Origin of the sequence: Vibrio sp. Y2-5 (assembly GCF_014596725.1) — a bacterium.
In the GTDB taxonomy this organism is placed as follows: Bacteria; Pseudomonadota; Gammaproteobacteria; order Enterobacterales; family Vibrionaceae; genus Vibrio.
This window is the reverse complement of the sequence record NZ_JACVEG010000012.1, coordinates 1-23,256: the sequence shown is the minus strand read 5'-3', so window position 1 is coordinate 23,256 and position 23,256 is coordinate 1. Positions and strand designations below refer to the sequence as shown.

24 protein-coding genes, 13 tRNA genes and 1 pseudogene are annotated in these 23,256 nt (G+C 43.8%); 7 read left to right on the top strand and 31 right to left on the bottom strand.

Annotated elements, in window-relative coordinates:
* Positions 1–134 precede the first annotated feature (134 nt).
* Positions 135–998, top strand: a complete 864-nt coding sequence (gene djlA / locus HUO09_RS19845; protein WP_188235099.1) for a co-chaperone DjlA — start codon at positions 135–137, stop codon at positions 996–998.
* Positions 999–1,131: 133 nt separating this feature from the next.
* On the opposite strand, the gene HUO09_RS19840 is transcribed toward djlA, so the two are convergent.
* From HUO09_RS19840 to mutY, 16 genes are all read right to left on the bottom strand, one after another.
* Positions 1,132–1,207, bottom strand: a tRNA-Asn gene (locus HUO09_RS19840).
* An 88-nt stretch (positions 1,208–1,295) separates the two neighbouring features.
* Positions 1,296–1,371: transfer RNA gene (locus HUO09_RS19835), tRNA-Asn, on the bottom strand.
* Between the two features lie 39 nt (positions 1,372–1,410).
* Positions 1,411–1,486 (bottom strand) — tRNA-Thr (locus tag HUO09_RS19830).
* A 36-nt stretch (positions 1,487–1,522) separates the two neighbouring features.
* A tRNA-Asn gene (locus tag HUO09_RS19825) sits at positions 1,523–1,598 on the bottom strand.
* Between the two features lie 39 nt (positions 1,599–1,637).
* Positions 1,638–1,713, bottom strand: a tRNA-Thr gene (locus HUO09_RS19820).
* Positions 1,714–1,760: 47 nt separating this feature from the next.
* Positions 1,761–1,836, bottom strand: a tRNA-Phe gene (locus HUO09_RS19815).
* A 396-nt stretch (positions 1,837–2,232) separates the two neighbouring features.
* Positions 2,233–2,308: transfer RNA gene (locus tag HUO09_RS19810), tRNA-Asn, on the bottom strand.
* A 38-nt stretch (positions 2,309–2,346) separates the two neighbouring features.
* A tRNA-Thr gene (locus HUO09_RS19805) sits at positions 2,347–2,422 on the bottom strand.
* A 47-nt stretch (positions 2,423–2,469) separates the two neighbouring features.
* Positions 2,470–2,545: transfer RNA gene (locus HUO09_RS19800), tRNA-Phe, on the bottom strand.
* Positions 2,546–2,941: 396 nt separating this feature from the next.
* Positions 2,942–3,017, bottom strand: a tRNA-Asn gene (locus HUO09_RS19795).
* Between the two features lie 46 nt (positions 3,018–3,063).
* Positions 3,064–3,139: transfer RNA gene (locus HUO09_RS19790), tRNA-Phe, on the bottom strand.
* 7 nt (positions 3,140–3,146) lie between these two features.
* Positions 3,147–3,222, bottom strand: a tRNA-Thr gene (locus tag HUO09_RS19785).
* 55 nt (positions 3,223–3,277) lie between these two features.
* Positions 3,278–3,353, bottom strand: a tRNA-Phe gene (locus tag HUO09_RS19780).
* Between the two features lie 109 nt (positions 3,354–3,462).
* Complete coding sequence (mltC, locus tag HUO09_RS19775; protein ID WP_167413104.1) at positions 3,463–4,590, bottom strand: membrane-bound lytic murein transglycosylase MltC; 1,128 nt, start codon at positions 4,588–4,590, stop codon at positions 3,463–3,465.
* Between the two features lie 159 nt (positions 4,591–4,749).
* Positions 4,750–5,022: an oxidative damage protection protein gene (locus HUO09_RS19770; protein ID WP_112403748.1), complete on the bottom strand. Its 273-nt coding sequence runs from the start codon at positions 5,020–5,022 to the stop codon at positions 4,750–4,752.
* Positions 5,023–5,038: 16 nt separating this feature from the next.
* Entirely contained in the window at positions 5,039–6,088 is a 1,050-nt protein-coding gene (gene mutY, locus HUO09_RS19765; RefSeq protein ID WP_188235134.1) for an A/G-specific adenine glycosylase, read from the bottom strand.
* Positions 6,089–6,276: 188 nt separating this feature from the next.
* Between mutY and trmB the strand changes: the two genes are divergently transcribed.
* The 3 genes from trmB to HUO09_RS19750 all read left to right on the top strand — a co-directional run bounded on the left by trmB (position 6,277) and on the right by HUO09_RS19750 (position 8,676).
* Positions 6,277–6,996 (top strand): tRNA (guanosine(46)-N7)-methyltransferase TrmB, encoded by a 720-nt coding sequence (gene trmB / locus HUO09_RS19760; RefSeq protein WP_167413105.1) that lies wholly within the window; start codon positions 6,277–6,279, stop codon positions 6,994–6,996.
* Positions 6,997–7,111: 115 nt separating this feature from the next.
* Positions 7,112–8,032 (top strand): glutaminase B, encoded by a 921-nt coding sequence (gene glsB / locus HUO09_RS19755; RefSeq protein WP_188235098.1) that lies wholly within the window; start codon positions 7,112–7,114, stop codon positions 8,030–8,032.
* A 20-nt stretch (positions 8,033–8,052) separates the two neighbouring features.
* Positions 8,053–8,676 (top strand): DNA-3-methyladenine glycosylase, encoded by a 624-nt coding sequence (locus tag HUO09_RS19750; RefSeq protein WP_188235097.1) that lies wholly within the window; start codon positions 8,053–8,055, stop codon positions 8,674–8,676.
* Here HUO09_RS19750 and hemW read toward each other — a convergent pair.
* From hemW to HUO09_RS19715, 7 genes are all read right to left on the bottom strand, one after another.
* On the bottom strand, positions 8,673–9,845 hold the full coding sequence (gene hemW, locus HUO09_RS19745; RefSeq protein ID WP_188235096.1) for a radical SAM family heme chaperone HemW: 1,173 nt from the start codon (positions 9,843–9,845) through the stop codon (positions 8,673–8,675). The genes HUO09_RS19750 and hemW overlap by 4 nt on opposite strands.
* The gene (locus HUO09_RS19740; RefSeq protein ID WP_188235095.1) at positions 9,845–10,444 is read right to left on the bottom strand and encodes an XTP/dITP diphosphatase; all 600 of its coding nucleotides are present in this window, start codon (positions 10,442–10,444) and stop codon (positions 9,845–9,847) included. The genes hemW and HUO09_RS19740 overlap by 1 nt, the downstream gene beginning before the upstream one ends.
* A 24-nt stretch (positions 10,445–10,468) precedes the next feature.
* Positions 10,469–10,900, bottom strand: coding sequence for a DUF4426 domain-containing protein (locus HUO09_RS19735; RefSeq protein ID WP_167413110.1), 432 nt, complete (start codon positions 10,898–10,900; stop codon positions 10,469–10,471).
* A 65-nt stretch (positions 10,901–10,965) separates the two neighbouring features.
* On the bottom strand, positions 10,966–11,256 hold the full coding sequence (gene yggU / locus HUO09_RS19730) for a DUF167 family protein YggU (RefSeq protein WP_188235094.1): 291 nt from the start codon (positions 11,254–11,256) through the stop codon (positions 10,966–10,968).
* A complete protein-coding gene (locus HUO09_RS19725; protein WP_188235093.1) occupies positions 11,256–11,813 on the bottom strand; it encodes a YggT family protein in 558 nt (185 codons plus the stop codon). Before HUO09_RS19725 ends, yggU begins: the two co-directional genes overlap by 1 nt.
* 164 nt (positions 11,814–11,977) lie before the next feature.
* The gene (proC, locus tag HUO09_RS19720; protein ID WP_188235092.1) at positions 11,978–12,796 is read right to left on the bottom strand and encodes a pyrroline-5-carboxylate reductase; all 819 of its coding nucleotides are present in this window, start codon (positions 12,794–12,796) and stop codon (positions 11,978–11,980) included.
* A 77-nt stretch (positions 12,797–12,873) separates the two neighbouring features.
* Positions 12,874–13,578, bottom strand: coding sequence for a YggS family pyridoxal phosphate-dependent enzyme (locus HUO09_RS19715; protein ID WP_167413114.1), 705 nt, complete (start codon positions 13,576–13,578; stop codon positions 12,874–12,876).
* A 44-nt stretch (positions 13,579–13,622) separates the two neighbouring features.
* On the opposite strand from HUO09_RS19715, the gene HUO09_RS19710 reads away from it, so the two are divergent.
* Positions 13,623–14,660, top strand: coding sequence for a type IV pilus twitching motility protein PilT (locus HUO09_RS19710; protein ID WP_167413115.1), 1,038 nt, complete (start codon positions 13,623–13,625; stop codon positions 14,658–14,660).
* A gap of 11 nt (positions 14,661–14,671) precedes the next feature.
* Positions 14,672–15,778 (top strand): PilT/PilU family type 4a pilus ATPase, encoded by a 1,107-nt coding sequence (locus HUO09_RS19705; RefSeq protein WP_188235091.1) that lies wholly within the window; start codon positions 14,672–14,674, stop codon positions 15,776–15,778.
* Positions 15,779–15,830: 52 nt separating this feature from the next.
* Here HUO09_RS19705 and ruvX read toward each other — a convergent pair whose 3' ends face one another.
* From ruvX to metK, 8 genes are all read right to left on the bottom strand, one after another.
* Entirely contained in the window at positions 15,831–16,256 is a 426-nt protein-coding gene (ruvX, locus tag HUO09_RS19700; protein WP_188235090.1) for a Holliday junction resolvase RuvX, read from the bottom strand.
* Positions 16,257–16,328: 72 nt separating this feature from the next.
* Positions 16,329–16,892 (bottom strand): YqgE/AlgH family protein, encoded by a 564-nt coding sequence (locus tag HUO09_RS19695; RefSeq protein ID WP_167413118.1) that lies wholly within the window; start codon positions 16,890–16,892, stop codon positions 16,329–16,331.
* A 26-nt stretch (positions 16,893–16,918) separates the two neighbouring features.
* The gene (gene gshB, locus HUO09_RS19690) at positions 16,919–17,875 is read right to left on the bottom strand and encodes a glutathione synthase (protein ID WP_188235089.1); all 957 of its coding nucleotides are present in this window, start codon (positions 17,873–17,875) and stop codon (positions 16,919–16,921) included.
* A 12-nt stretch (positions 17,876–17,887) separates the two neighbouring features.
* Entirely contained in the window at positions 17,888–18,619 is a 732-nt protein-coding gene (gene rsmE, locus HUO09_RS19685) for a 16S rRNA (uracil(1498)-N(3))-methyltransferase (protein WP_167413120.1), read from the bottom strand.
* A 286-nt stretch (positions 18,620–18,905) separates the two neighbouring features.
* The gene (locus HUO09_RS19680; RefSeq protein ID WP_188235088.1) at positions 18,906–19,607 is read right to left on the bottom strand and encodes an endonuclease; all 702 of its coding nucleotides are present in this window, start codon (positions 19,605–19,607) and stop codon (positions 18,906–18,908) included.
* A gap of 136 nt (positions 19,608–19,743) precedes the next feature.
* The gene (locus HUO09_RS19675; protein WP_188235087.1) at positions 19,744–20,247 is read right to left on the bottom strand and encodes a SprT family zinc-dependent metalloprotease; all 504 of its coding nucleotides are present in this window, start codon (positions 20,245–20,247) and stop codon (positions 19,744–19,746) included.
* Between the two features lie 128 nt (positions 20,248–20,375).
* Positions 20,376–21,173 (bottom strand): DUF2189 domain-containing protein, encoded by a 798-nt coding sequence (locus HUO09_RS19670; protein WP_188235086.1) that lies wholly within the window; start codon positions 21,171–21,173, stop codon positions 20,376–20,378.
* Positions 21,174–21,407: 234 nt separating this feature from the next.
* Positions 21,408–22,562 carry a methionine adenosyltransferase gene (gene metK, locus HUO09_RS19665; protein ID WP_167413124.1) on the bottom strand — a complete coding sequence of 385 codons (1,155 nt, stop codon included), beginning with the start codon at positions 22,560–22,562 and terminating at the stop codon, positions 21,408–21,410.
* Positions 22,563–22,879: 317 nt separating this feature from the next.
* Here metK and HUO09_RS19660 point away from each other — a divergent pair.
* Positions 22,880–23,256: pseudogene (locus HUO09_RS19660) on the top strand (transketolase); the annotation flags it as partial.

Genomic DNA, 23,256 nt, shown 5'->3' with positions numbered 1-23,256 from the left:
CCTGTTGAACTTGTGTAATTCCAATATTGGGAGCAAATGCTAAATGATAACGTTCGATATCATAAAGGAAATTCACTCTCCCGGCACTATCAGACCGCTTTACTCCTAAAAAATTCATAGATTGAGAGCACATAATGCATATTTTTGGCAAAATTCTTGGCGCTTTCTTCGGCTTTCTGTTCGGAGGTCCCTTTGGCGCTATTTTTGGTCTATTCCTTGGACATCAATTTGATAAAGCTAGACGTTTAAACCAAGCCGGTATCCATACTGGAAGTTTTGGTTCTGGTCCGAGCCAAGCAGAAAGGCAAGAAGAGTTCTTCAAAGCGGCATTTTCTGTCATGGGGCACGTTGCTAAAGCAAAAGGCAAAGTGACCAAAGAAGAGATCCAGTTGGCGAGCATCATGATGGATCGCATGAGTCTGCATGGCGAACAGCGTTTGGCGGCACAGAACGCTTTCCGGGAAGGAAAGGACGCAAACTTCCCTTTGGAAAGTGTACTTGAGAAAGTACGGATTTCCACAGGAGGTCGTTTTGACTTAATGCAGTTCTTTCTGGAGTTACAGATATCTGCAGCCTTTGCTGATGGTGATATTCATCCGAGTGAGAGAAACGTATTGCATAAGATTGCTCAGGGACTGGGTTTTTCTTCACAGCAACTTGAAAGCCGTCTACGTATGCAAGAAGCTTCTTTTCGTTTCCAACATGGTGGAGGTTTTGGCGGACAACAACGTCAGCAACAATATTCATCTGGAGGAGGGCAGTGGCAGCAAGCTTCAACGCAAGATAGATTATCAGATGCGTATTCCGTGCTTGGTGTCAGTGAAAGTGCCGATGATAAAGAGATTAAACGTGCTTATCGTAAGTTAATGAATGAGCATCACCCAGACAAATTGATGGCTAAAGGCTTGCCGCCGGAAATGATGAATGTCGCGAAAGAAAAATCTCAAGAAATTCAGCAAGCCTATGACTTGATCAAAAAAGAGAAAGGTTTCAAATAAATACTATCGGAATGAATAGGGTGAGCAATGCTTGCCCTTTTTTACATCCATTGAAAACTATTGCTATCTTAAATGACAGATAGACAAACAACGGATAGAAAAAAAGCCAAGTCTTTCGACTTGGCTTTAAAAGTGGCTCCCCCTGCAAGACTTGAACTTGCGACATACGGATTAACAGTCCGCCGTTCTACCGACTGAACTAAGGGGGAATTGTTTTTACATATCTTAAGCAGATACGTTTTTAATNTTCAGATACGGAAATGAAAAAAGCCAAGTCTTTCGACTTGGCTTTAAAAGTGGCTCCCCCTGCAAGACTTGAACTTGCGACATACGGATTAACAGTCCGCCGTTCTACCGACTGAACTAAGGGGGAATTGTTTTTACATATCTTAAGCAGATACGTTTTTAATAATGGTGCCGACTACCGGAATCGAACTGGTGACCTACTGATTACAAGTCAGTTGCTCTACCTACTGAGCTAAGTCGGCTTTATCAACAAGTATAAATATACTCATCAATGAAAGTGGCTCCCCCTGCAAGACTTGAACTTGCGACATACGGATTAACAGTCCGCCGTTCTACCGACTGAACTAAGGGGGAATTGTTTTTACATATCTTAAGCAGATACGTTTTTAATAATGGTGCCGACTACCGGAATCGAACTGGTGACCTACTGATTACAAGTCAGTTGCTCTACCTACTGAGCTAAGTCGGCTCAATTTTTCTTTCTGTTGCTCGTTCTAAACACCAACAACTTAAATATGGTGCCTCGAGGCGGAATCGAACCACCGACACGAGGATTTTCAATCCTCTGCTCTACCGACTGAGCTATCGAGGCAACGGGGTGTATTAAAAGGTTTTTCGCTTTTAACGTCAACACTAAATTGCAAAAAAAATATCGTTTGTTGCTTTTCTATACTTAGTGACTCGTTTTTGCCCATTTTCGTTAATAAATAGAGTGAGGTTCTGTTAATAAAGGCGCATTAAGAGTGAGTTAACACTGATATTAGTGACCAAATAGCGGCACCAACTTGTGTAAAGCTCTTGTTTTCAGTCTGCTATGAAAGTGTGTTTACGCTTGAAAGCTTTAAAGTTGAGCATGACTTTATTCGGAAATAATCACCAAGCTAAAAAGTAAACTAGAAGGGGAAACTTAAAATAAGAGTTTAAGTATTATGAAATGTTTCAGATACGGAAATGAAAAAAGCCAAGTCTTTCGACTTGGCTTTAAAAGTGGCTCCCCCTGCAAGACTTGAACTTGCGACATACGGATTAACAGTCCGCCGTTCTACCGACTGAACTAAGGGGGAATTGTTTTTTACTTATCTAGATGACAAGTTTGAAAGAATGGTGCCGACTACCGGAATCGAACTGGTGACCTACTGATTACAAGTCAGTTGCTCTACCTACTGAGCTAAGTCGGCCCAAATTTTCTTTCTGTTGCTCGTTCTAAACACCAACAACTTAAATATGGTGCCTCGAGGCGGAATCGAACCACCGACACGAGGATTTTCAATCCTCTGCTCTACCGACTGAGCTATCGAGGCAACGGGGTGTATTAAAAGGTTTTTCGCTTTTAACGTCAACACTAAATTGCAAAAAAAATATCGTTTGTTGCTTTTCTATACTTAGTGACTCGTTTTTGCCCATTTTCGTTAATAAATAGAGTGAGGTTCTGTTAATAAAGGCGCATTAAGAGTGAGTTAACACTGATATTAGTGACCAAATAGCGGCACCAACTTGTGTAAAGCTCTTGTTTTCAGTCTGCTATGAAAGTGTGTTTACGCTTGAAAGCTTTAAAGTTGAGCATGACTTTATTCGGAAATAATCACCAAGCTAAAAAGTAAACTAGAAGGGGAAACTTAAAATAAGAGTTTAAGTATTATGAAATGTTTCAGATACGGAAATGAAAAAAGCCAAGTCTTTCGACTTGGCTTTAAAAGTGGCTCCCCCTGCAAGACTTGAACTTGCGACATACGGATTAACAGTCCGCCGTTCTACCGACTGAACTAAGGGGGAATTATTTGTGTGTATTCCTAACTAAAGGAACAATCGCACCAAATAATGGTGCCTCGAGGCGGAATCGAACCACCGACACGAGGATTTTCAATCCTCTGCTCTACCGACTGAGCTATCGAGGCAAAAGAATGGTGCCGACTACCGGAATCGAACTGGTGACCTACTGATTACAAGTCAGTTGCTCTACCTACTGAGCTAAGTCGGCACACTAATATTCTTTAATGCACATTGATGTTTTAAAAACACCAACAATCAAATTGTGGTGCCCGGAGGCGGAATCGAACCACCGACACGAGGATTTTCAATCCTCTGCTCTACCGACTGAGCTATCCGGGCAACGGAGCGCTATTAAACGGATTTTCCCTCTCTGCGTCAACCTGTTTTTGATAAAAAAACTAAAAAGCGTGTTGATCGCTGTTGTTTTGAGCTAATTGCTGTTTTTTTATCACTGTGCGTTGAATTCTTTCTTATATTTCGTCACTTTTTCTAGATAACGGCGCGATTCAGAATTGGGATGTTTTTTTGTCAGCGCCCAATAAACTTGGTTTGGTTGCAGAGAGTTAAGATCCGACATTGCTCTTTTTCTGTTTCGGTTGAAGGTGTTAAGCACACCTCCTGTGCCGCCGTTGTAGGCAGAAATCATGCTGTATTCAAGAGACGTAGGGTTGCGAACATCTTTTAAATAACGATTTTTTAGGATGTAAAAATACGCAGTACCTGTATCTATGTTGTTTTCCGGATTAAACAAATACTCTGGCGATGGCTGACCCGATTTGTTTTTCACCAGTTTATACACGTCCCGGCCAGCCGTTTTTGGTACCACTTGCATCAGACCATATGCATTCGCCCAGCTTACGGCATAAGGGTTAAAGCTACTCTCTGTTTTGATGATGGCATAAATCAAATCTTCTGGGATGCCATATTTGCGTGAGGCTTTCTGTACTATATTGGCGTACTGATAACTTCGGATCTGAATCTGATCTTCTACCATTGGAATTTCAACGTAATAGGCTTTTTTGAAATCCACCTGCTTCACTTTGATCTGGTTGGCAATCAGATAATCAGCAAAACGATTTGCCCGCCATCCCCATTGGATGGGTTGCTTATCTTGATCTAGTACTTGGTTGTATAGAAAAGGTTGTCCTTTTAACTCAATATCTTGGGATGAGAAAAGGTCAACATTCATAGGATCGTCGGGGGTGAGTAAGGTAGTGACAATCGCTCTTTTTAAGTGTCCTTGAGGATCGGTTGGTGAAACCGTTTCAACGATAATCTTGCCTTGCTGGAAGTTTACTTCAGCTCGGCTGAGGTAATTATCGATGTATTTTACGTAGTTACTTTTACCGGCAACTTTAATTTCTTTGCTTCCCCAACGCTTTTCTATATTGCCCGAGAAGCTATTGATGAGGGCATCAAGTGCTACTGTATCTTTTTCAAACTGACCCGGAAGTTGAGCCAAATTTTTTGCGAAACGGTTAGTTGGTTCGTAGTTCACATCGTAAATACTTTCGACGAATTCGCGACTACATCCAACCAGCATTAGGGCAGTAATACAGTAAGCAAGCTTTCTCATGCGCTCCTCATAGCAGCCTCAAGCTGAATAATACTCAGTGTTGATGGGCTTAAATAAAAATGACATCTCAACCTTGAATCGGCAGATTCTCAGCTAATGATGTCATTTATTTTCCTTCGATAAAATAGGGTTTTTCTTTATCTACTGTTGGCCCGTCGGTTATTGGCTTGGTGGCGTGTAGCCTTCGATGTGGACATCTTTGCCTTCGAACAAGAAGTTCACCATCTCTTGTTCAAGCAATTTACGATGTTCAGGATCCATCATGTTGAGCTTTTTCTCGTTGATCAACATTGTTTGTTTTGCTTGCCATTGACCCCAAGCTTCTTTGGAAATGTTGTCGAAAATACGTTTACCGAGTTCACCTGGGTAAAGCTGAAAATCCAAACCATCAGCTTCTTTTTCTAGTCGAGCACAAAATACCGTGCGGCTCATAAGGTTTTCCTCTTAGTTAAATCTCATACAGAAGGCTTTGTAATAACTGTTTTACAGGTGCAGCTAAGCCAACTTCTTCAGGTTTGTTTAAGTTATACCAAAGACCTTTGCCAGCTTCCATTATCATCTCCGGTTTGGAGGATAACTCTAGCAAAACAGGGGTGATATCGAGGTGATAGTGACTAAAAGTGTGGCGAAAAGCGATAAGTTGCTTTTTAGATAGAACTTGCTTGTCGTGAATAGCTCGCTTATCCAAAGCGTTTTCAATCTTTGAATCGCTGCTTTCTGGAAAGCAAAAGAGTCCGCCCCAAATACCGCTTTGAGGACGTTGTTCAAGCCATACTTCGTTACCATGACGCAGAATGACAAACCAAGTCTCTTTTTCAGGTTTGGTTGTTTTTGGTTTTTTCCCCGGATAATCCAAAGGGTTACCCTGTTGTTTGGCTTGGCAAAACTCTTCAACCGGACACAAACTGCATTTGGGTTTTGAGCGGGTACAGATCATCGCCCCCATATCCATCATGGCTTGATTGTACTTGTCGACATCTTGCTTTGGCGTATGCATTTCAGCGTATTGCCAAAGTTGATTTTCGACCGTTTTCTTTCCAGGCCAGCCTTCAACCGCAAAGCTGCGAGCTAAAGTTCGCTTCACGTTTCCATCTAGAATAGCGTGTGGTTGTTTGTGAACTGATGATAGAACGGCGGCAGCGGTAGAGCGACCAACACCAGGTAGAGCATTCATCGCTTCAATATCAGTAGGAAACTCTCCGTTGTATTGCTCAGCAACGGTTTTGGCTGCTTTATGAAGATTACGAGCTCGCGCGTAGTAACCAAGCCCTGTCCAGTAATGGAGTACTTCATCTTGTTCAGCATTTGCCAGATCTGTCACCGTAGGAAAGCGTTGCATAAATCGCTCGTAGTATGGGATCACCGTAGCAACTTGCGTCTGCTGGAGCATAATTTCCGACAGCCATACGCTATATGCGGTTTTATTTTGCTGCCATGGCAGATTTTTACGCCCGTAGCTGTCATACCAAGTGAGAATTGCCTTAGCGAAAGGGGTCACGACTTTACTCATCTATATTTATTAAAATAATGGGGCAAAATTGCACCACATAATGGTCAGGATGTAAAACAGACAAAAACTACGGGTATTTGTGTTGATTTGAGCAACAATAATGCTTGCACCTAAAGTAATTCTTTGGATAATCACAGCCCTCAAACTCAAGACTAAATTTTATACAGGCAATATCAATGAGTGAAGTAACCACTAACGAGTTCACAGAAGATGGCAAGATCGTTCGTCGAATTCGCAGTTTTGTTCGTCGCGAAGGTCGTCTAACTAAAGGCCAAGAAGCAGCGATGAAAGAATGCTGGCCAACTATGGGTATCGAATATCAAGCGAGCCTACTCGATTGGAATCAGGTATTTGGCAACAACAACCCAGTGGTTTTAGAGATCGGTTTTGGCATGGGTGCATCTTTGGTTGAGATGGCAAAGAACGCTCCAGAGAAAAACTTTATTGGTATTGAAGTTCACAGTCCGGGTGTTGGTGCATGTTTATCAGCTGCTCGTGAAGCGGGTGTGACAAACTTACGTGTTATGTGCCATGACGCAGTAGAAGTGTTTGCTCACATGATTCCTGACAACAGCCTGCACACACTGCAACTGTTTTTCCCAGACCCATGGCATAAAAAACGTCACCACAAACGCCGTATCGTTCAACTGGAGTTTGCTGAAATGGTTCGTCAGAAGTTGATTGTGGACGAAGGTATCTTCCACATGGCAACGGACTGGGAAAATTACGCAGAACACATGATCGAAATCATGAACCAAGCGCCTGGTTTTGCAAATATCGCTCAAGAAGGGGATTATATTCCCCGTCCAGATGAGCGACCACTGACGAAATTCGAACAACGTGGTCACCGCCTTGGTCATGGAGTTTGGGATATTAAATACAAGCGCGTGAGTTAGTTTTTTATATCCATTGAATGAATCTTGAAAATGCCAACATTGCTGCAATGTTGGCATTTTTTAACCTTTGCGTTTGGATATCGATCTGGCGCTTTGACACCGATAAGTGGATTCGATGAAACCGACATCAGACATACTTACAAACATACTGGATGACGTTCGACATTTGATTGGCCAAGGAAAAGTCGCTGACTACATTCCTGCGTTGGCAGAGGTACCAAACACCAAATTAGGTATCGCTGTCTATACCAATCAAGGTGAAGTGATTAAAGCTGGAGATGCAGATGAAGGTTTCTCTATTCAATCAATTTCAAAAGCACTTAGCCTGACGTTGGCGATGGGGCTTTATCAACCCGATGAGATTTGGAATCGCGTTGGCAAAGAACCTTCAGGTCAAGCATTTAACTCCCTGATTCAGTTGGAAGTTGAGCAGGGGATTCCTCGTAACCCCTTTATCAATGCCGGCGCCATTGTCGTTGCAGATATGCTCAGCAGCCGCCTGTCTGCGCCTCGTCAACGTTTGCTCGATTTCGCACGTCAACTTAGCGGTGAACAGCATATTCTTTACGATAAGGTCGTTGCAGCTTCTGAAATGATGCATAGCGATCGTAATGCGGCCATTGCTTACCTTATGCGCTCGTTTGGTAACTTCCACAACGATGTATTACCAGTCTTGAACAACTACTTTCATGCTTGTGCGCTTAAAATGAGCTGTGTTGAACTGGCAAAAACCTTCAGCTATCTTGCCAATAAAGGGGTATCCGTTCACACCGGTGAAGAGATTATTAGTCCAACTCAAAGCAAACAGGTTAATGCGCTGCTGGCAACGTGTGGCTTGTATGATGGGGCTGGTGAGTTTGCTTACCGTGTTGGAATGCCGGGTAAATCCGGCGTAGGTGGCGGTGTTGTTGCTATCGTTCCGGGAGAGATGACCATTGCAGTCTGGTCTCCAGAATTGGACGCTTCAGGTAACTCACTAGCAGGAACTCGGGCACTTGAGCTGTTGGCGCAACGTATCGGCCGCTCAATATTCTAAAACTCTGAGAGGGAAGGAAGATGTCACAAGCCGTTCACCAAGCATTATTGCAGCAAGCAAGTGCGCTTCCTTACTTACAACAATTACTTCATGCTAATGGCATTCAACAACTCTCCTTGCAAGGGGAAGAAAATTTCTTTCCCTATTTAGCTCGTTCTGTAGCAGGGCAGCAACTTTCGAATACAGCCGCTCGTACTATATGGCAACGGGTTGAATCTTTGTTAAGGGCAGAGCAGCAGCTATACGAGTTATTTGTTGATTCGAATCGAGAAGTGCTGCGCGGGTGCGGTCTGTCGAACGCCAAAATCAAAACGATTTATGGTGTGAGAGAGGCTCTGGAGCAGAGAGTAATTGTGCCTGAAGAACTCGCCATAATGTCGGAATCTGAGATAGTTAAAACACTGACTCAGCTTTGGGGGATTGGCCCTTGGACAGCAGAAATGACGGCGATATTCTTTTTTGGATTGCCGGATGTGTGGTCAAAAGGGGATGTGGCATTAGCCAGAGGTCTTACTTTGATTGCAGAAAAAGAAGGTGTGAGTGAACAAGAGATTTTGTCGACAGTCACACCTTATCGTTCTTACTTTGCGCTACATGTATGGCAGAGTTTGGATACAGACCTTTTCACTTCGATGGCGAATTAGTCTTCTTCTGCCATAAAAGCTTCAAGCAGATCATTGAGGAACAATTTGCCCTTTTCTGTGATTTGCCAGTGCGTGGCGTCTTCACTCAAATAACCTAAATCCAAAGCCCAGTTAATGGTTGGTTGAATCACGTCCAGTTCTAAGCCTGTGGTTGTGACGAAATCGGCTTTCGGACAGGGCTCGATTAATCTGAAGCGATTCATAAAAAACTCAAAAGGACGGTCTTCGTCGGCCACTAGCTGCTCTGAATCTAAGTATGGCTTGGTCAGGTTCTGGAATGCCGCCAGATAGCCTTTCGGGTGCTTTACTTTAGTTGTTCGCACAATGCGTCCGTCACTAAAGCTAAGCTTGCCGTGAGAGCCACAGCCAATTCCTAAGTAATCGCCAAAGCGCCAGTAATTGAGGTTGTGCTGACACTGATACCCCGGCTTGCTGTAGCCAGATATCTCATATTGCATGTAACCCGCTTCAGTGAGCTTCTTATGCCCTAATTCAAAGATATCCCACAGGGCATCGTCATCGGGCAATGTAGGCGGTTTGAAATAGAATAAGGTGTTTGGCTCAATGGTGAGCTGATACCAAGATAAATGCGGTGGATTCAATGCAATCGCTTGATCAAGGTCTGCCAAGGCTTCATCAATGGTTTGATCCGGTAAACCATGCATTAAATCTAAGTTGAAACTAGTGAGTCCAATGGTATGCGCCAGATTTGCCGCTCGCAAAGCTTCATCTTTGCCGTGAATCCGACCTAAGCGTTCTAATTTTTCAGGCGCAAAACTTTGCACTCCAATAGAGATACGCGTAACACCCGCTTTTCTGTATCCGGCAAAACGTTCAGCTTCAATAGTGCCCGGATTGGCTTCCATGGTGATTTCAATATTGGGCTTGAACGCTATGCGCTGCTCAATGCCATTCAGTAAGCGTTTGATCCCCTCGGCAGAGATCAAGCTTGGTGTACCACCACCAATAAAGATCGAATGCAGCTTACGAGGATTATCAGCAAGCTTATAACGCTCGATATCAGTATCAAGATCTTCAAGCAGAGCATCAATGTAATGATCTTCTGGGATCTCAGCTTTTAGTGCGTGAGAGTTAAAATCACAATATGGGCATTTTTGTACACACCAAGGGATGTGCACATAAAGGCTAAGATCAGGAGGTGTCAGCATTATTGATTTTGCTCTTCGATCGCTTGGAACAGTTTCTTCAGTGCTTTACCACGGTGAGAAAGCTGCTTCTTACGCGCAGGCTCTAATTCAGCAGAAGCGCAATTGTCTTCAGGGACAAAGAACACTGGATCGTAGCCAAAACCGTTGGTGCCGTGTGCTTGCTCTAAAATGCGACCTTCCCATTTACCGTGGCAGACAATCGGAGTTGGATCGTTTTCATGGCGCATCAGAACCAATACGCAGTGGAAACGAGCTGTACGCTCTGCTTCAGGAACACCTTGCATTGCGTTAAGCAGCTTTTCTAGGTTCTGTTGATCAGATGCGCCTTCCCCTGCGTAGCGAGCGGAATAGATACCCGGTGCGCCTTTTAAGAAATCAACTTCTAAACCAGAGTCATCAGCAATCGCTGGTAAACCAGTTTCTTTCGCCGCATGGCGCGCTTTGATAATCGCATTCTCAATAAAAGTGGTGCCTGTTTCTGCCACTTCAGAGACATTGAATTCGCTTTGAGCGACAACGTCGAAACCAAAATCAGCCAGCAAGTCAGCCATTTCACGCACTTTGCCTTGGTTGCCGGTCGCTAATACAATCTTTTTCATTTTCTCTTATCTCTATGTTCGACGTTATTCTTCAACATAAAATTTTTGGGTGAATTTAACTTTACCTGCGCCTTTATTACCAGCATTAACGTCGATATCAAAGATTAAATCTTCTTCGTTGTTAATCGGAAATTCAGCTAGGTAGTAGATGGCTTCGCCTTCTTTGATTTCACTAAATTTAAGGTCGCGAATGTTCCCTAATAAACTTCTCACATTGCCTGACACTTTTGCCTCAACCGCTGGTTTACCAAGGGATGAAGTGTCTAGCACGCTGATATTCAGAATCGCAGAATAACCATTACGAGTGAGTTTATAGCTGCGTGCGACTTGTGGGGTTAAAAACGTTGAATTGAAGGCAGAGTAGTGCACTTCAATATCTTTGATGTTCTGAAACTGCTCTGCTGAGCTTGGCAGAGCGGCAAAGGTAAGTAGCAGAGCTATCATCCACTGGCGCATGGTCGTTTCCTTGTTGATCTAGACTAAAAACATTCCCCACATAGGAGTGGGGAATGAAAGTTTGGTTATTGAATAACGGCTTGAATTTCTTTGGGTATCTCAGAAGGCGAAATAATTCTGATCTGTTTATGCCTGCCAAGTTCGCCTTTTTCTATTTCTATCAGCCCTTTAGCCACTTTGCATTGTTTGGCTAAATACTTGGTGAGATGGGCATTGGCTTTACCGTCAACGGGTGGAGCGGTTATTGCGATTTTTAGCTCTTCACCATGCAGACCAACAATGCTGTCACGACTGGCTTTCGGCTGAATATAGAGCCGTAAAATTAAGTCGTCACCATCAAACCAAGCTGCTTTCATTATAGTTGATACCAGATAGGACCGATGATATCGCCCATCAGGAAGTTGGCAAACTGCAACACAATAAACAGGACTAACACGCTAAGATCGAAGCCACCCATAGGAGGAAGAATACGACGAATCGGTGCCAGCATTGGTTCTGTCAGTTGATGAAATACATACTCAATTGGGCTACGGCCTTGGCTAACCCAGCTTAGAATCGCGCGAAGTAGTAGTACCCAGAACAATAAACCCCCCGCCGCTTTTATAAGTGACAGAAGCCCTAGGAACAGGAAGTCAGTACTGAAGCTAACAGCGCCGCCTGATGCAATAAGGATCATTGCCACAAATTTCAAAACACACAGTACGTATGCAAACAGCACTGTCGCCAAATCAACACTGCCCACAGATGGAATCACACGACGCAGTGGTGCTACGACAGGTTGGGTTGTTTTAACAATAAATTGAGAAAATGGGTTGTAGAAATCTGCACGTGCTGCTTGTAGCCAGATACGTAGGATCACGACCATGATGTAAAGGTCAAACACAGTGGAGATTAGAAAACTCATAGAATTCATAGAGAGCCCTTAGTTTGAGTTGTTTGTACCCTTACTACTTGAAGCTGCAGCGGTGTTGACTACGTTCGTTCACCCCAATCACATAGTTATCTATGCTCATGGGGATTCACTCACTTGCCGCCTACCTGCAACTTTAAGTAGTTTGGGTATAGGTGTTTCGCTAATTAAAATAGTTTTTCCATCTCTTCAGCTCTTGAAACCGCAGCTTGCATCGCTTTGGCAACAACCTCTGAAAGATGATTTTCGTTAAATGTACGGATAGCTTCAGCTGTCGTGCCACCTTTAGATGTCACTTGTTCGCGCAGTGTGGCCAGTGTTACGTCAGGGTTGGCTTGTACCATTTCCGCAGCGCCCAGAGCCGCTTGTTGGACAAGCAGACGAGCGGTTTGTTCATCAAACCCTTGAGCCATTGCTTCTTCTTGCATGGCTTGCATAAAGAGGAAGAAATAAGCTGGCGCACTACCTGCTGCCGCAATCACACTGTTGATACCAGATTCTTGTTCTACCCAGCACACTTCACCTACCGCAGACATCAGTTCTGATGTGAAATCCTTGTCTTGTTGAGAAACAGACTGTGCAGCATACAGACCAGCCATACCTTTGTTTACTAACGATGGCGTATTCGGCATCACGCGAACAAGTTGCAGTTCAGTTGCCAGCATTTCATTGAAACGTGCCACTGAAATGCCCGCAGCAATGGAGATAACCAATTTTTTCGAATAGTCGATTGCTTGCAGAGGTGCGCATGCTTCAGCCATTAACTGAGGTTTAACCGCCATCACAACCACATCCGCTTCGTGTGCTGCTGCAAGGTTGTCGCTGGTGGTACGAATGCCGTATTTCTCTTCCAGTGGCTTGCGGCGCGTCTCTGAAGGCGCTGTTGCAATGATTTTCTTTGCATCATAACCGCTGGCTACAAGACCTGCGATAATCGCATGAGCCATATTACCCGCACCAATAAAAGCGATTGTTCTCTGTTCCATGTCTGCTCTTCTATCCAAAAATTTTAGTGTTAGTTCTTTTGTTTGCGATTGCCATTTTAGTTAATGGCTGTTTTTTGCTAATGACTATAGTCACGCTGACCAAATACAGCCGTACCGATACGAACTATGGTGCTGCCTGCTTCAATAGCTGCTTCCATATCGCCACTCATCCCCATAGACAGGGTATCGACATTAGGGAATTGTTCAGCCAGTTTTGCTTTTAAATCCGCGAGTTTTTTAAACGCAGCAAATTGTGATTCATAGTCCGAGACATTCTCAGGAATCGACATCAATCCTCTTAACATGAGGTTTGGTAAGCCAGAAATCAATTCAGCCAGTTCAAATACTTCATTTTCGGAAATACCTGATTTGGATGCTTCTCCGCTGGTGTTAACCTGAATCAATACTTGCAAAGGCGGCAGATTCGATGGTCTCTGCTCACTGAGGCGCTGAGCAATTTTGGCTCGGTCAATGGTGTGCATCCAATCGAAATTTTCAGCAATAAGACGCGTCTTATTCGATTGCAGCGGCCCAATGAAGTGCCATTCTAGCTTAAGCTCGGGATGATTGTGCTGAAAATACTGAACCTTTTCGACGCCTTCTTGCACGTAGTTTTCACCAAAACTACGTTGCCCGGCTTGTGCCGCTTCTAGAACTGCCTCGACAGGTTTTGTTTTACTCACTGCGAGAAGTTGCACTGAGTCTGGAGTACGTCCACACTTTTGTTGTGCATGCTCAATTTGTGAAATGATATCTTTGATATTTTGTTGAATACTACTCATAGCCTGACTTTATTTGGTCTATAGACCCTAAGGAAAATAAATAAATGAATATCGCTGAGTTACTGGATTTTAGTGTAAAGCATAATGCGTCAGATCTACATCTTTCTGCAGGTGTTCCGCCTATGGTACGGATAGATGGCGAAGTAAGAAAGCTTGGCGTGCCTGCTTTTACCCATGCAGATGTTCATCGTCTAGTGTTTGAAGTGATGAATGATGCTCAGCGCAGTGAGTTTGAAGAAAAACTTGAAGTGGATTTTTCTTTTGAGTTACCGGATGTAGGACGCTTCCGTGTCAATGCATTCCATCAAGCACGTGGTTGTTCTGCGGTATTTCGTACCATTCCTACGGTGATACCTACGCTTGACCAGTTAGATGCTCCAGAAATTTTCAGCAAAATTGCCAACTATGAGAAAGGTCTGGTATTGGTAACTGGCCCAACTGGTTCTGGTAAGTCCACCACTTTGGCTGCGATGGTTGATTACATTAACAAGAATCACAACAAGCATATTCTTACCATTGAAGATCCAATCGAATTCGTTCATAGCAACGATAAGTGCTTGATCAACCAACGTGAAGTTCACCGCGATACGCACAGTTTCAAGAATGCGCTGCGTTCAGCATTGCGTGAAGACCCGGATGTCATTCTGGTCGGTGAGTTGCGTGACCAAGAGACCATTAGCCTAGCATTAACAGCGGCGGAAACGGGACACCTTGTTTTCGGCACTCTGCACACAAGTTCAGCAGCAAAAACCATCGACCGTATTATCGATGTGTTTCCAGGCAACGATAAAGATATGGTGCGTTCTATGTTGTCTGAATCATTACGCGCAGTCATTGCTCAGAAACTGCTAAAACGTACTGGTGGTGGTCGAGTTGCTTGTCATGAGATTATGCTGGCGACACCTGCAATTCGTAACTTGATCCGTGAAGATAAAGTGGCTCAGATGTATTCGATCATCCAAACCGGTGCTGCTCATGGAATGCAGACCATGGATCAGAACGCTAAACAGCTGATTGCTCAAGGCTTAGTTGATCTGGCTGAAGTACAGAAGAAGATTGAGTCTGAAATCTCTACCTTTTAAGAGCGAATGACATGGAATTAAATCACTACCTTGAAGCGATGACCTCACTCAAAGCGTCAGACTTATATATTACTGTCGGTGCTCCAGTACTGTTGCGTGTGGATGGTGAAATGCGTCCACAAGGCGACAAGATTTCACAGCAAGAGGTGTTTGCTCTGTTGCATGAAATGATGGATGACGAGCGCAAAACAGAATTCAACGCGTCACACGAAGCTAACTTTGCGATTGTGCGGGGAAATGGGCGCTTCAGGGTCAGTGCTTTTTTCCAACGAGAACTGCCGGGCGCTGTGATTCGACGTATCGAAACGCAAATTCCAACATTTGAAGAATTGCATTTGCCAGCGGTTTTGCAAGATCTTGCGATTGCAAAGCGAGGCTTAGTGTTGGTCGTGGGGGCAACTGGTTCGGGGAAATCTACCACCATGGCAGCAATGACGGGATATCGTAATCGTCATCGCAGTGGACATATCTTAACGGTTGAAGACCCGATTGAGTTTGTACACGAGCATCAAAAATGCATCGTCACCCAACGCGAAGTGGGTTTAGATACCGAAAGTTACGAAGTAGCCCTGAAAAACTCTCTTCGCCAAGCGCCAGACATGATTTTGATTGGTGAAATCCGCAGCCGTGAAACTATGGAATATGCGATGACATTTGCTGAAACAGGGCACTTGTGTATGGCAACTCTGCATGCCAACAACGCCAACCAAGCGTTAGAGCGTATTCTTCATCTTGTGCCTAAAGAGCAAAGAGAGCAGTTCTTGTTTGATTTGTCGATGAACTTGCGTGGCGTGGTGGGACAGCAACTGATTCGAGATAAAAATGGTACAGGTCGACACGGTGTGTTTGAGATCTTACTCAATTCACCTCGCGTTTCAGATTTGATTCGAAAAGGCGAACTGCATGAGCTAAAAACTACGATGGCGAAATCGAAAGAGATTGGTATGCAGACGTTTGATCAAGCTTTGTGTCAGTTGCTGATTGAAGACAAGATCACGGAACAAGATGCTATGCACAGCGCCGATTCTGCCAATGATTTACGCATGATGTTAAAAACTCAGCGTGGAGACTCTCCGAATACAAGTTCGCTCGCTAATGTGAAGATAGATATGAACTAATATAAAACGCGCTTTATCAGCGCGTTTTTTGTCTCAGCTTTCAATGTAGAGCTTACTCGCCCCACTGACTTTCAAACCAGCTTTCTAAGATAATCACCGCTGATTGGCAGTCTATATTGCCTTTACTCAACGCTTTGTATCCGCCCATCGAGAATAGTTCAGCTCGCGCTTCTGCTGTGGATAAACGCTCATCGTGCAGTTCTACTTGAACACCAAAACGGCCATGAAGACGCTGAGCAAACTTTTTGGCTCTTGGGGTAATGGTTTCTAAATCTTTACCATGTAAGTCGGTCGGCAAACCAACCACGACAAGATCAGGTTTCCACTCTTTAAGCTGATTTTCGATATCTTCCCAATTCGGAATACCATCATTGGCTTTGAACGCTTTCAGTGGTGAGGCGGTGCCAGTAATTTCCTGACCAATGGCACTACCAATACTTTTGGTACCGTAGTCGAAGGCCATAATAGTTCGCGACATGTAAAACTCTTTTGAAACTTTATTTAAGTAAAAACAGAAGCGCTCAATTGATATTGAGCGCTGATCATTGGGCTAGGCGTGACCAGCTTCACCAGATAACTGGATAGGGTCGATTCCCAGTTTTTGAATTGCCTTGTTCCATTTATCTCGGATCGGAGTGTTGAAAATTAGATCCGAGTCAGCCTCTATGGTTAACCAAGAGTTTTCCGATAGCTCGCTTTCTAGTTGACCCGCTTCCCAGCCTGAATAGCCAAGAGCAACGAGATAACCTTTGGGTTCGGCGTCAGTGCCTAAAACCGTTAGGATGTCTTTGGAAGTGGTCACCGCGATATCGTCTGTCATGCGAATGCTGGATTCATAATGATCTCTGGGTCTGTGCAAAATAAACCCGCGATCTTCTGAAACCGGACCGCCATTGAAAACAGGCTCTTTAAGGCTTTTACTTTGCGACTGTGGATAAGCAGGCTCAATCTCAACCTGCTTCAACATACCGCCGACAGTAATATCTATAGGCGCATTAATAATAAGGCCCATAGCACCTTCTTCATTATGTTCACAGATGTAAATCACACTGTGTTTGAAGTAAGGATCTTTCATGCTCGGCATCGCAACGAGAAAATGATTTGTAAGATTCATAGTATTTCCAACCTCAAAGATTGGTATTACATCGCCATTGCTTTTATGCGTGTTTCAATGGCATCCATTAACTTGCCAGTGATAGAGATATCGTAAGCCGATTCAATTTCACGAATACAGGTAGGACTGGTTACGTTAATCTCAGTCAGCTTGTCTCCAATCACATCTAGGCCTACAAAAATTAGACCCTTTTCTTTCAGTGTTGGTGCCACGGCAAGTGCAATTTTTTTATCAGTTTCACTCAATGGGCGAGGTTCACCACGACCGCCTGCCGCCAAGTTACCACGCGTTTCCCCTTGAGCAGGAATACGAGCTAAGCAGTATGGCATAGGCTCTCCATCTACAACTAGAATACGCTTGTCGCCATTGCTAATATCTGGAACGAAGGTTTGAGCCATACAGTAGTTTTGGCCGTGATTAGTCAGTGTTTCGATAATCACAGAGACGTTTGGATCGCCTTCTTTCACTCGAAAAATTGATGCACCGCCCATACCATCTAGCGGTTTTAAGATCACATCACCATGTTGCTCTCTAAATTGCTTAATTTTTTCCGCTTTACGTGTCACGATTGTGGTTGGAGTCAGCTCTGGGAACCATGCAGTAAACAGTTTTTCGTTACAGTCACGAAGACTCTGTGGCTTGTTGACGATCAGCGTACCTTCATCTTCTGCACGCTCTAGAATGTAAGTTGCGTAAATGTATTCAGTATCAAAAGGTGGATCTTTACGCATCAAGACAGCATCTAGCTCAGACAACTTAATCGTTTGCTCAGATTTGAACTCGTACCAACCGTTTGGATCTTCTTTCAGTGTGACGACTTTTGTATCTGCGATAGCCACACCTTGATCTAAGTGTAGATCATTCATCTCCATATAATGAATTTCGTAGCCGCGACGCTGCGCTTCTAACATCATCGCGAAGCTAGAATCTTTCTTGATATTAATGGATGAAATTGGGTCCATTACGATGCCGAGTTTAATCATTGGAAGTCTCCGTTATCCAAGATCGCCAAAACGAACTTGTAAAGCTGTAATTGCGGTTAACGCTGCGGTTTCTGTACGTAGGACGCGAGGCCCAAGCAACGTTTCTTCAAAGTTGTATTTGGTGGTCATATCAATTTCTTTTTCAGAAAGACCACCTTCTGGACCGATTAACAGACGTACTTTAGTAACCGGTTCAGGAAGCGTATTAATTGAGTATTGAGCGCGAGGGTGCAGGTTGAGTTTCAGTGCATCACTTGGCTCTGCACACCACTGTTCTAATTCCATCACAGGACGAATTTCGGGTACTACGTTTCGACCGCACTGCTCACAAGCACTGATGGCGATTTTTTGCCATTGCTGAAGTTTCTTCTCAAAGCGTTTTTCATCCAGCTTGATGCCACAGCGTTCAGACAGTAATGGGGTAATGGTGTTGACGCCCAATTCTACTGATTTCTGAATGGTGAACTCCATTTTGTCTCCGCGCGAGATCACCTGTCCTAAATGCAAATCAAGTGGTGATTCGCTGCTGCATTCGACACGCTCTGTGATTTCAACCGTCACATGTTTTTTGCCACTTTCGCTGATAACTGCTGGAAACTCTGCACCACTACCATCAAACAGAAGGATTTGCTGACCTTCTTTCATTCGCAGTACTCGACCGATGTGATTAGCGGCATCGTCGTCGAGGTTAATCTGGCCTAACTGTGTGATTGGCTGCGGATGATAGACACGGGGAATGCGCATGTGTTGTTTCCTAATCAAAATATACTCTTCCTACTTGAAGCTGCAGCGGTGTTGACTACGTTCGTTCACCCCAATCACATAGTTTATCTATGCTCATGGGGATTCACTCACTTGCCGCCTACCTGCAACTTCAAGTAGCTTGAGTATTGCTATTCAATAGTGTGGGATATCTCGCATCTAACATGGATGCTTTATGCCGAAAAAACAAGGGGGAAATGTGAATCCCCCCTCATTTATCGGTCTGGGTTTATATGCCTAGATAGGTTCTGATAGTTATCGTAAGACTTTACTTTGAGCACTGTTCATAGACAAATGGGTTTCTGTTGCCTTGAACTTTGAATATTCGTCTTTCTCTCTCGCATTCCCACTCATCGACAGGGTAGGTTTTGTTCCAAGCTTGCATAAGCTTGGCTTGTGCGTTCGACAGTTTAAATCCGTGTTCGTTGCTCATGTAAAGATAGGTACGTGCAATCGCTCCTCTGGCTCTTGCTGGTGGCATCGCTCTGCGTTGTTTGAAATCGACCTGCATTTCGCATTGGCCGTAAGTCACGCCCGAAGTTCCGTTCCACTGACTAAAATTGAAGTTGGAACGGTCACCATTCACTTCACCAATCGCTGGCGTTAAATTGTGTAGATCAGCTTCCATGCGGCGAAACACTGCATCGCTGTTGCTACAGAGTTTTCGTCCACCTTCTTGCCAGCATTGACGCTGGTGGCCAAATTGCCAGGCTGGCACAACGTGTTCCCATTCAATGCGGCTGGCTCGAGTTTGTTGTTTTCGGACTTTATATCCACAGCTATCTAGGTCAGGAATGCCTTTTTTACCCTGCCATGTAATGCCACAGCCGCAATAAAAAGAGGTTGGGTGATCTTTATAAATTTTTAGTGCTTGGTTTTTAGCGCTAGAAAAAGATCTTGGAAAATCGGCATAAGCAGTGTGAGAGACAAGCAGTAAAATGGATGTCAGTAGTAAGCGAGAATTAAACATATGTTGGACTGTATCTTATTGTTTTTTACAGTCTAACATTCTCTAAGTTGAAATCTAGTTGAGAAATTTATTGCTATCTACAGTTAAAAATCTATGAGTGACTCGCAATTGTTTGGCCGCTACTTTTCATTAGCATTTATCCGGTGAGCTGAATACCAGTAAAGGTGAGCGTTTGTTTGCACTGTTGGCAACGATAAGTCGCTTGTTTACGCAGTACTTTATTGTGACGACGGATAGATAATGGATATTGACTACAGGAACATTGATAGGCAAAGGTTTTTCCCTGAACCGATTCAACAGACATCTTGTGGGTGGTTTCAGCTGGCAAATCGAATACTTGATTCATGACTGCTTGCCATTCTTCACCATGAGGTTTGACACGACCGTAGACGGCATAGGTGATCAGATGTGCGATTTCGTGGGGGATGACTTGATTGAGAAAAGCTTGTTGATTTTCTTTGAATAATACCGGATTCAAACGTATCTCCCACAATTGCAGATATGCTTTTCCAGCAGCTTTACCTCTCAGTCGGTAGCTGATTTCTGGCAGATCGAATTGGCGATTGAAGTATCGAGAAGCAATGTCTATACACTTTTTTACTTGTGATAATGCTTGGTATTGCAGTTGAAAATCGGTCAAGTCTGGCTCCAAAAAATTCCCCACTAACACCTATTTAGTCAGGTAATAGCGGGGAAATTATAACATCAAACCTCTTTTTATCATTGAGTAGTGTTTAGAGCCAATATGATAAAAAGAGAGAGGAGGCTCTATGGTTGATGTTTTCTTTTAATCGTTGCTTGGTAACCATGCCATGTGGCATATCCGAGTATTGGCATGGTAAAGAGCATGCCAATTCCGTAAGTGGCAAAGCCAATTAAAATACCGCCGCAGATAATTGCCGCCCAAACAATCATGGCTGGGATGTTGGATTTTACGGCGTTAAAACTGCTGAATATGGCTGTCATCACATCGACACGTCTTTCCATCATTAAAGGAATCGAGAAAGCAGAGATGCTGAAAATGACACTGGCAATAACGAAGCCAATAAGAGAGCCGATAACTAAGAATGGCAGGAAATCGGTCAGCGGAGCACCTTGTACTGATGGATAGAGAGCGTGCAAGAGTGCGGCGATTCTCATCCAGAAAATCATTGCAACAGCCAGTGCCACCGCAAACATCCATTGTGATGTGCTATTACGGGTAATGGCTTTCATTGAGTGTAATAGGCTACTTTCTTTGCCTCGTTCTCGTTGCCAAGCTGCATCATAAAGGCCAAGTGCTAGGAAGGGACCAATCAACATATAAACCACTAAAGCTGGCATCACAACAAGATGAGTACCCTGCCATTGGATAAGTAAAACTATTCCAACCGCAGCAGCCATAAAGCAAAGCCCATAAAAGGCGCTGATTAAAGGTAAACGAATAAAGTCGTGTAAGCCAAGAGCAAGCCAGTGAAGAGGTGCAGATATTTCCACTTTATTGCAATGCAGTGTTCGAGCATATTCCTGATGACTGACTTCCTTGTCTTTTTGTTTGAAGTCAGAAGAGTCTATTGTACGAGGCATAAATCCTCCCAAAACAATATGGCAGTGAATTAAAAAGTAGGTTCTTTCCTAGTTATTCTAAGAAAGCGACCGAGTGCTTGTAACATTTTATTAACTATTACTTTGTTAACTATTGTAGATAAGGCTGAAAAATACAAATTGCCTGATGGAAATTTAAATCACTACTGAGTTGGGGAAGCTGAAAAAAGAAAGCCCCCGCCAAATGGCGAGGGCTTATCAGTAAAGTATGCTGAATTACTTAAGGTTTGCGAAATCGCGCAGTAATTCAACTTTGTCTGTTGCTTCCCAAGGGAATTCTTCACGACCAAAGTGACCGTAAGCAGCTGTTTTCTTGTAGATAGGTTGAAGTAGGTTCAACATCTCTTGCAGACCGTATGGACGTAGGTCAAAGAACTGGCGAACTGCTTCGATGATGATGTCGTGAGATACTTTTTCAGTACCGAACGTTTCAACCATGATAGATGTTGGATCAGCAACACCGATTGCGTATGAAAGTTGGATTTCACAACGATCAGCCATACCTGCAGCGACAATGTTTTTCGCTACGTAACGTGCTGCGTATGCCGCAGAACGGTCAACTTTTGATGGATCTTTACCAGAAAAAGCACCACCACCGTGACGAGCTGCACCGCCGTAGGTATCAACAATGATCTTACGACCAGTTAGACCACAGTCACCCATTGGACCACCGATTACGAAACGGCCTGTTGGGTTAATGAAGAAGTTAGTTTCTTTGCTGATCCACTCAGAAGGAAGTACAGGTTTAATGATCTCTTCCATTACCGCTTCACGTAGGTCTGGAGTAGAGATTGAATCACAGTGTTGAGTTGAAAGAACTACTGCATCGATACCGACGATCTTACCTTGATCGTATTGGAAAGTTACCTGTGATTTTGCATCTGGACGTAACCAAGGCAGCGTGCCGTTTTTACGAACTTCAGCTTGTTTTTGAACAAGTAGGTGAGAGTAAGTAATTGGTGCTGGCATCAATACGTCAGTTTCGTTTGTAGCGTAACCGAACATAATGCCTTGGTCACCAGCACCTTGCTCTTTAGGATCGGCTTTATCTACACCTTGGTTGATGTCTGGAGACTGTTTACCAATGGTGTTTAGAACTGCACATGAGTTAGCATCGAAGCCCATATCTGAATGGACATAACCGATTTCACGAACAGTTTCACGCGTTAGTTCTTCAATATCAACCCATGCTGAAGTCGTGATCTCACCACCAACCATAACCATGCCGGTTTTTACGTAAGTTTCACAAGCAACACGTGCTTTAGGATCTTGTTCCAAAATGGCATCTAGAACCGCATCTGAGATTTGGTCTGCGATTTTATCCGGATGTCCCTCTGATACTGATTCAGAAGTAAACAGGTGCTTAGCCATGATAGCTCCAATATAAATAGTCAAAAAGTAGTAAAGAATGCTTCCTTACTACTTTGAAAAATGTTCATTATGTAGGTGTTTCTACATCTAGACGGCTATTTTAGTTTTGAATGCTTAAATTACAAGCTCTTTTTTACTTTTAGATATAACCAAACGTTTGCTCGAGTTCTTCTTTAATTTGCAATCATATTCGTGCGCATCCGACAAAATTGCTTCAACGACAAAGTAAACGATTGCAGTGATCTAGGGGCTTTGTAACAATACCACCCATTATAGATGGGTATATTTCACTTCGCTTAAATCAATCAGGAGCTGACATGGCGTCTCGCAAACAATTGGCTAATGCAATCCGTGCTCTGAGCATGGACGGTGTTCAAAAAGCTAACTCTGGCCACCCAGGTGCCCCAATGGGTATGGCGGATATCGCTGAAGTACTTTGGCGTTCACACCTAAACCACAACCCACAAAACCCTAACTGGGCTGACCGCGACCGTTTCATTCTTTCTAACGGTCATGGCTCGATGCTGATTTACTCACTGCTTCACCTGACGGGTTACGAGCTTTCAATCGACGACCTTAAAAACTTCCGTCAGCTTCACTCTAAAACTCCGGGTCACCCTGAGTATGGTTATGCACCAGGTGTTGAAACCACGACTGGCCCTCTAGGTCAAGGTATCACTAACGCTGTGGGTAT

Bases quoted from the DNA above. Each gene is read 5' to 3' on its own strand.
- HUO09_RS19710 (WP_167413115.1), top strand. From the start codon at position 13,623: ATGAATATCGCTGAGTTACTGGATTTTAGTGTAAAGCATAATGCGTCA.
- mltC (WP_167413104.1), bottom strand. From the start codon at position 4,590: ATGAGAAAGCTTGCTTACTGTATTACTGCCCTAATGCTGGTTGGATGT.
- glsB (WP_188235098.1), top strand. From the start codon at position 7,112: ATGAAACCGACATCAGACATACTTACAAACATACTGGATGACGTTCGA.
- djlA (WP_188235099.1), top strand. From the start codon at position 135: ATGCATATTTTTGGCAAAATTCTTGGCGCTTTCTTCGGCTTTCTGTTC.
- HUO09_RS19740 (WP_188235095.1), bottom strand. From the start codon at position 10,444: ATGAAAAAGATTGTATTAGCGACCGGCAACCAAGGCAAAGTGCGTGAA.
- HUO09_RS19770 (WP_112403748.1), bottom strand. From the start codon at position 5,022: ATGAGCCGCACGGTATTTTGTGCTCGACTAGAAAAAGAAGCTGATGGT.
- yggU (WP_188235094.1), bottom strand. From the start codon at position 11,256: ATGAAAGCAGCTTGGTTTGATGGTGACGACTTAATTTTACGGCTCTAT.
- metK (WP_167413124.1), bottom strand. From the start codon at position 22,562: ATGGCTAAGCACCTGTTTACTTCTGAATCAGTATCAGAGGGACATCCG.
- HUO09_RS19695 (WP_167413118.1), bottom strand. From the start codon at position 16,892: ATGAATCTTACAAATCATTTTCTCGTTGCGATGCCGAGCATGAAAGAT.
- HUO09_RS19725 (WP_188235093.1), bottom strand. From the start codon at position 11,813: ATGAATTCTATGAGTTTTCTAATCTCCACTGTGTTTGACCTTTACATC.
- HUO09_RS19750 (WP_188235097.1), top strand. From the start codon at position 8,053: ATGTCACAAGCCGTTCACCAAGCATTATTGCAGCAAGCAAGTGCGCTT.
- gshB (WP_188235089.1), bottom strand. From the start codon at position 17,875: ATGATTAAACTCGGCATCGTAATGGACCCAATTTCATCCATTAATATC.
- HUO09_RS19680 (WP_188235088.1), bottom strand. From the start codon at position 19,607: ATGTTTAATTCTCGCTTACTACTGACATCCATTTTACTGCTTGTCTCT.
- hemW (WP_188235096.1), bottom strand. From the start codon at position 9,845: ATGCTGACACCTCCTGATCTTAGCCTTTATGTGCACATCCCTTGGTGT.
- trmB (WP_167413105.1), top strand. From the start codon at position 6,277: ATGAGTGAAGTAACCACTAACGAGTTCACAGAAGATGGCAAGATCGTT.
- ruvX (WP_188235090.1), bottom strand. From the start codon at position 16,256: ATGTCGCGAACTATTATGGCCTTCGACTACGGTACCAAAAGTATTGGT.
- proC (WP_188235092.1), bottom strand. From the start codon at position 12,796: ATGGAACAGAGAACAATCGCTTTTATTGGTGCGGGTAATATGGCTCAT.
- HUO09_RS19735 (WP_167413110.1), bottom strand. From the start codon at position 10,900: ATGCGCCAGTGGATGATAGCTCTGCTACTTACCTTTGCCGCTCTGCCA.
- HUO09_RS19705 (WP_188235091.1), top strand. From the start codon at position 14,672: ATGGAATTAAATCACTACCTTGAAGCGATGACCTCACTCAAAGCGTCA.
- rsmE (WP_167413120.1), bottom strand. From the start codon at position 18,619: ATGCGCATTCCCCGTGTCTATCATCCGCAGCCAATCACACAGTTAGGC.
- HUO09_RS19670 (WP_188235086.1), bottom strand. From the start codon at position 21,173: ATGCCTCGTACAATAGACTCTTCTGACTTCAAACAAAAAGACAAGGAA.
- HUO09_RS19715 (WP_167413114.1), bottom strand. From the start codon at position 13,578: ATGAGTAGTATTCAACAAAATATCAAAGATATCATTTCACAAATTGAG.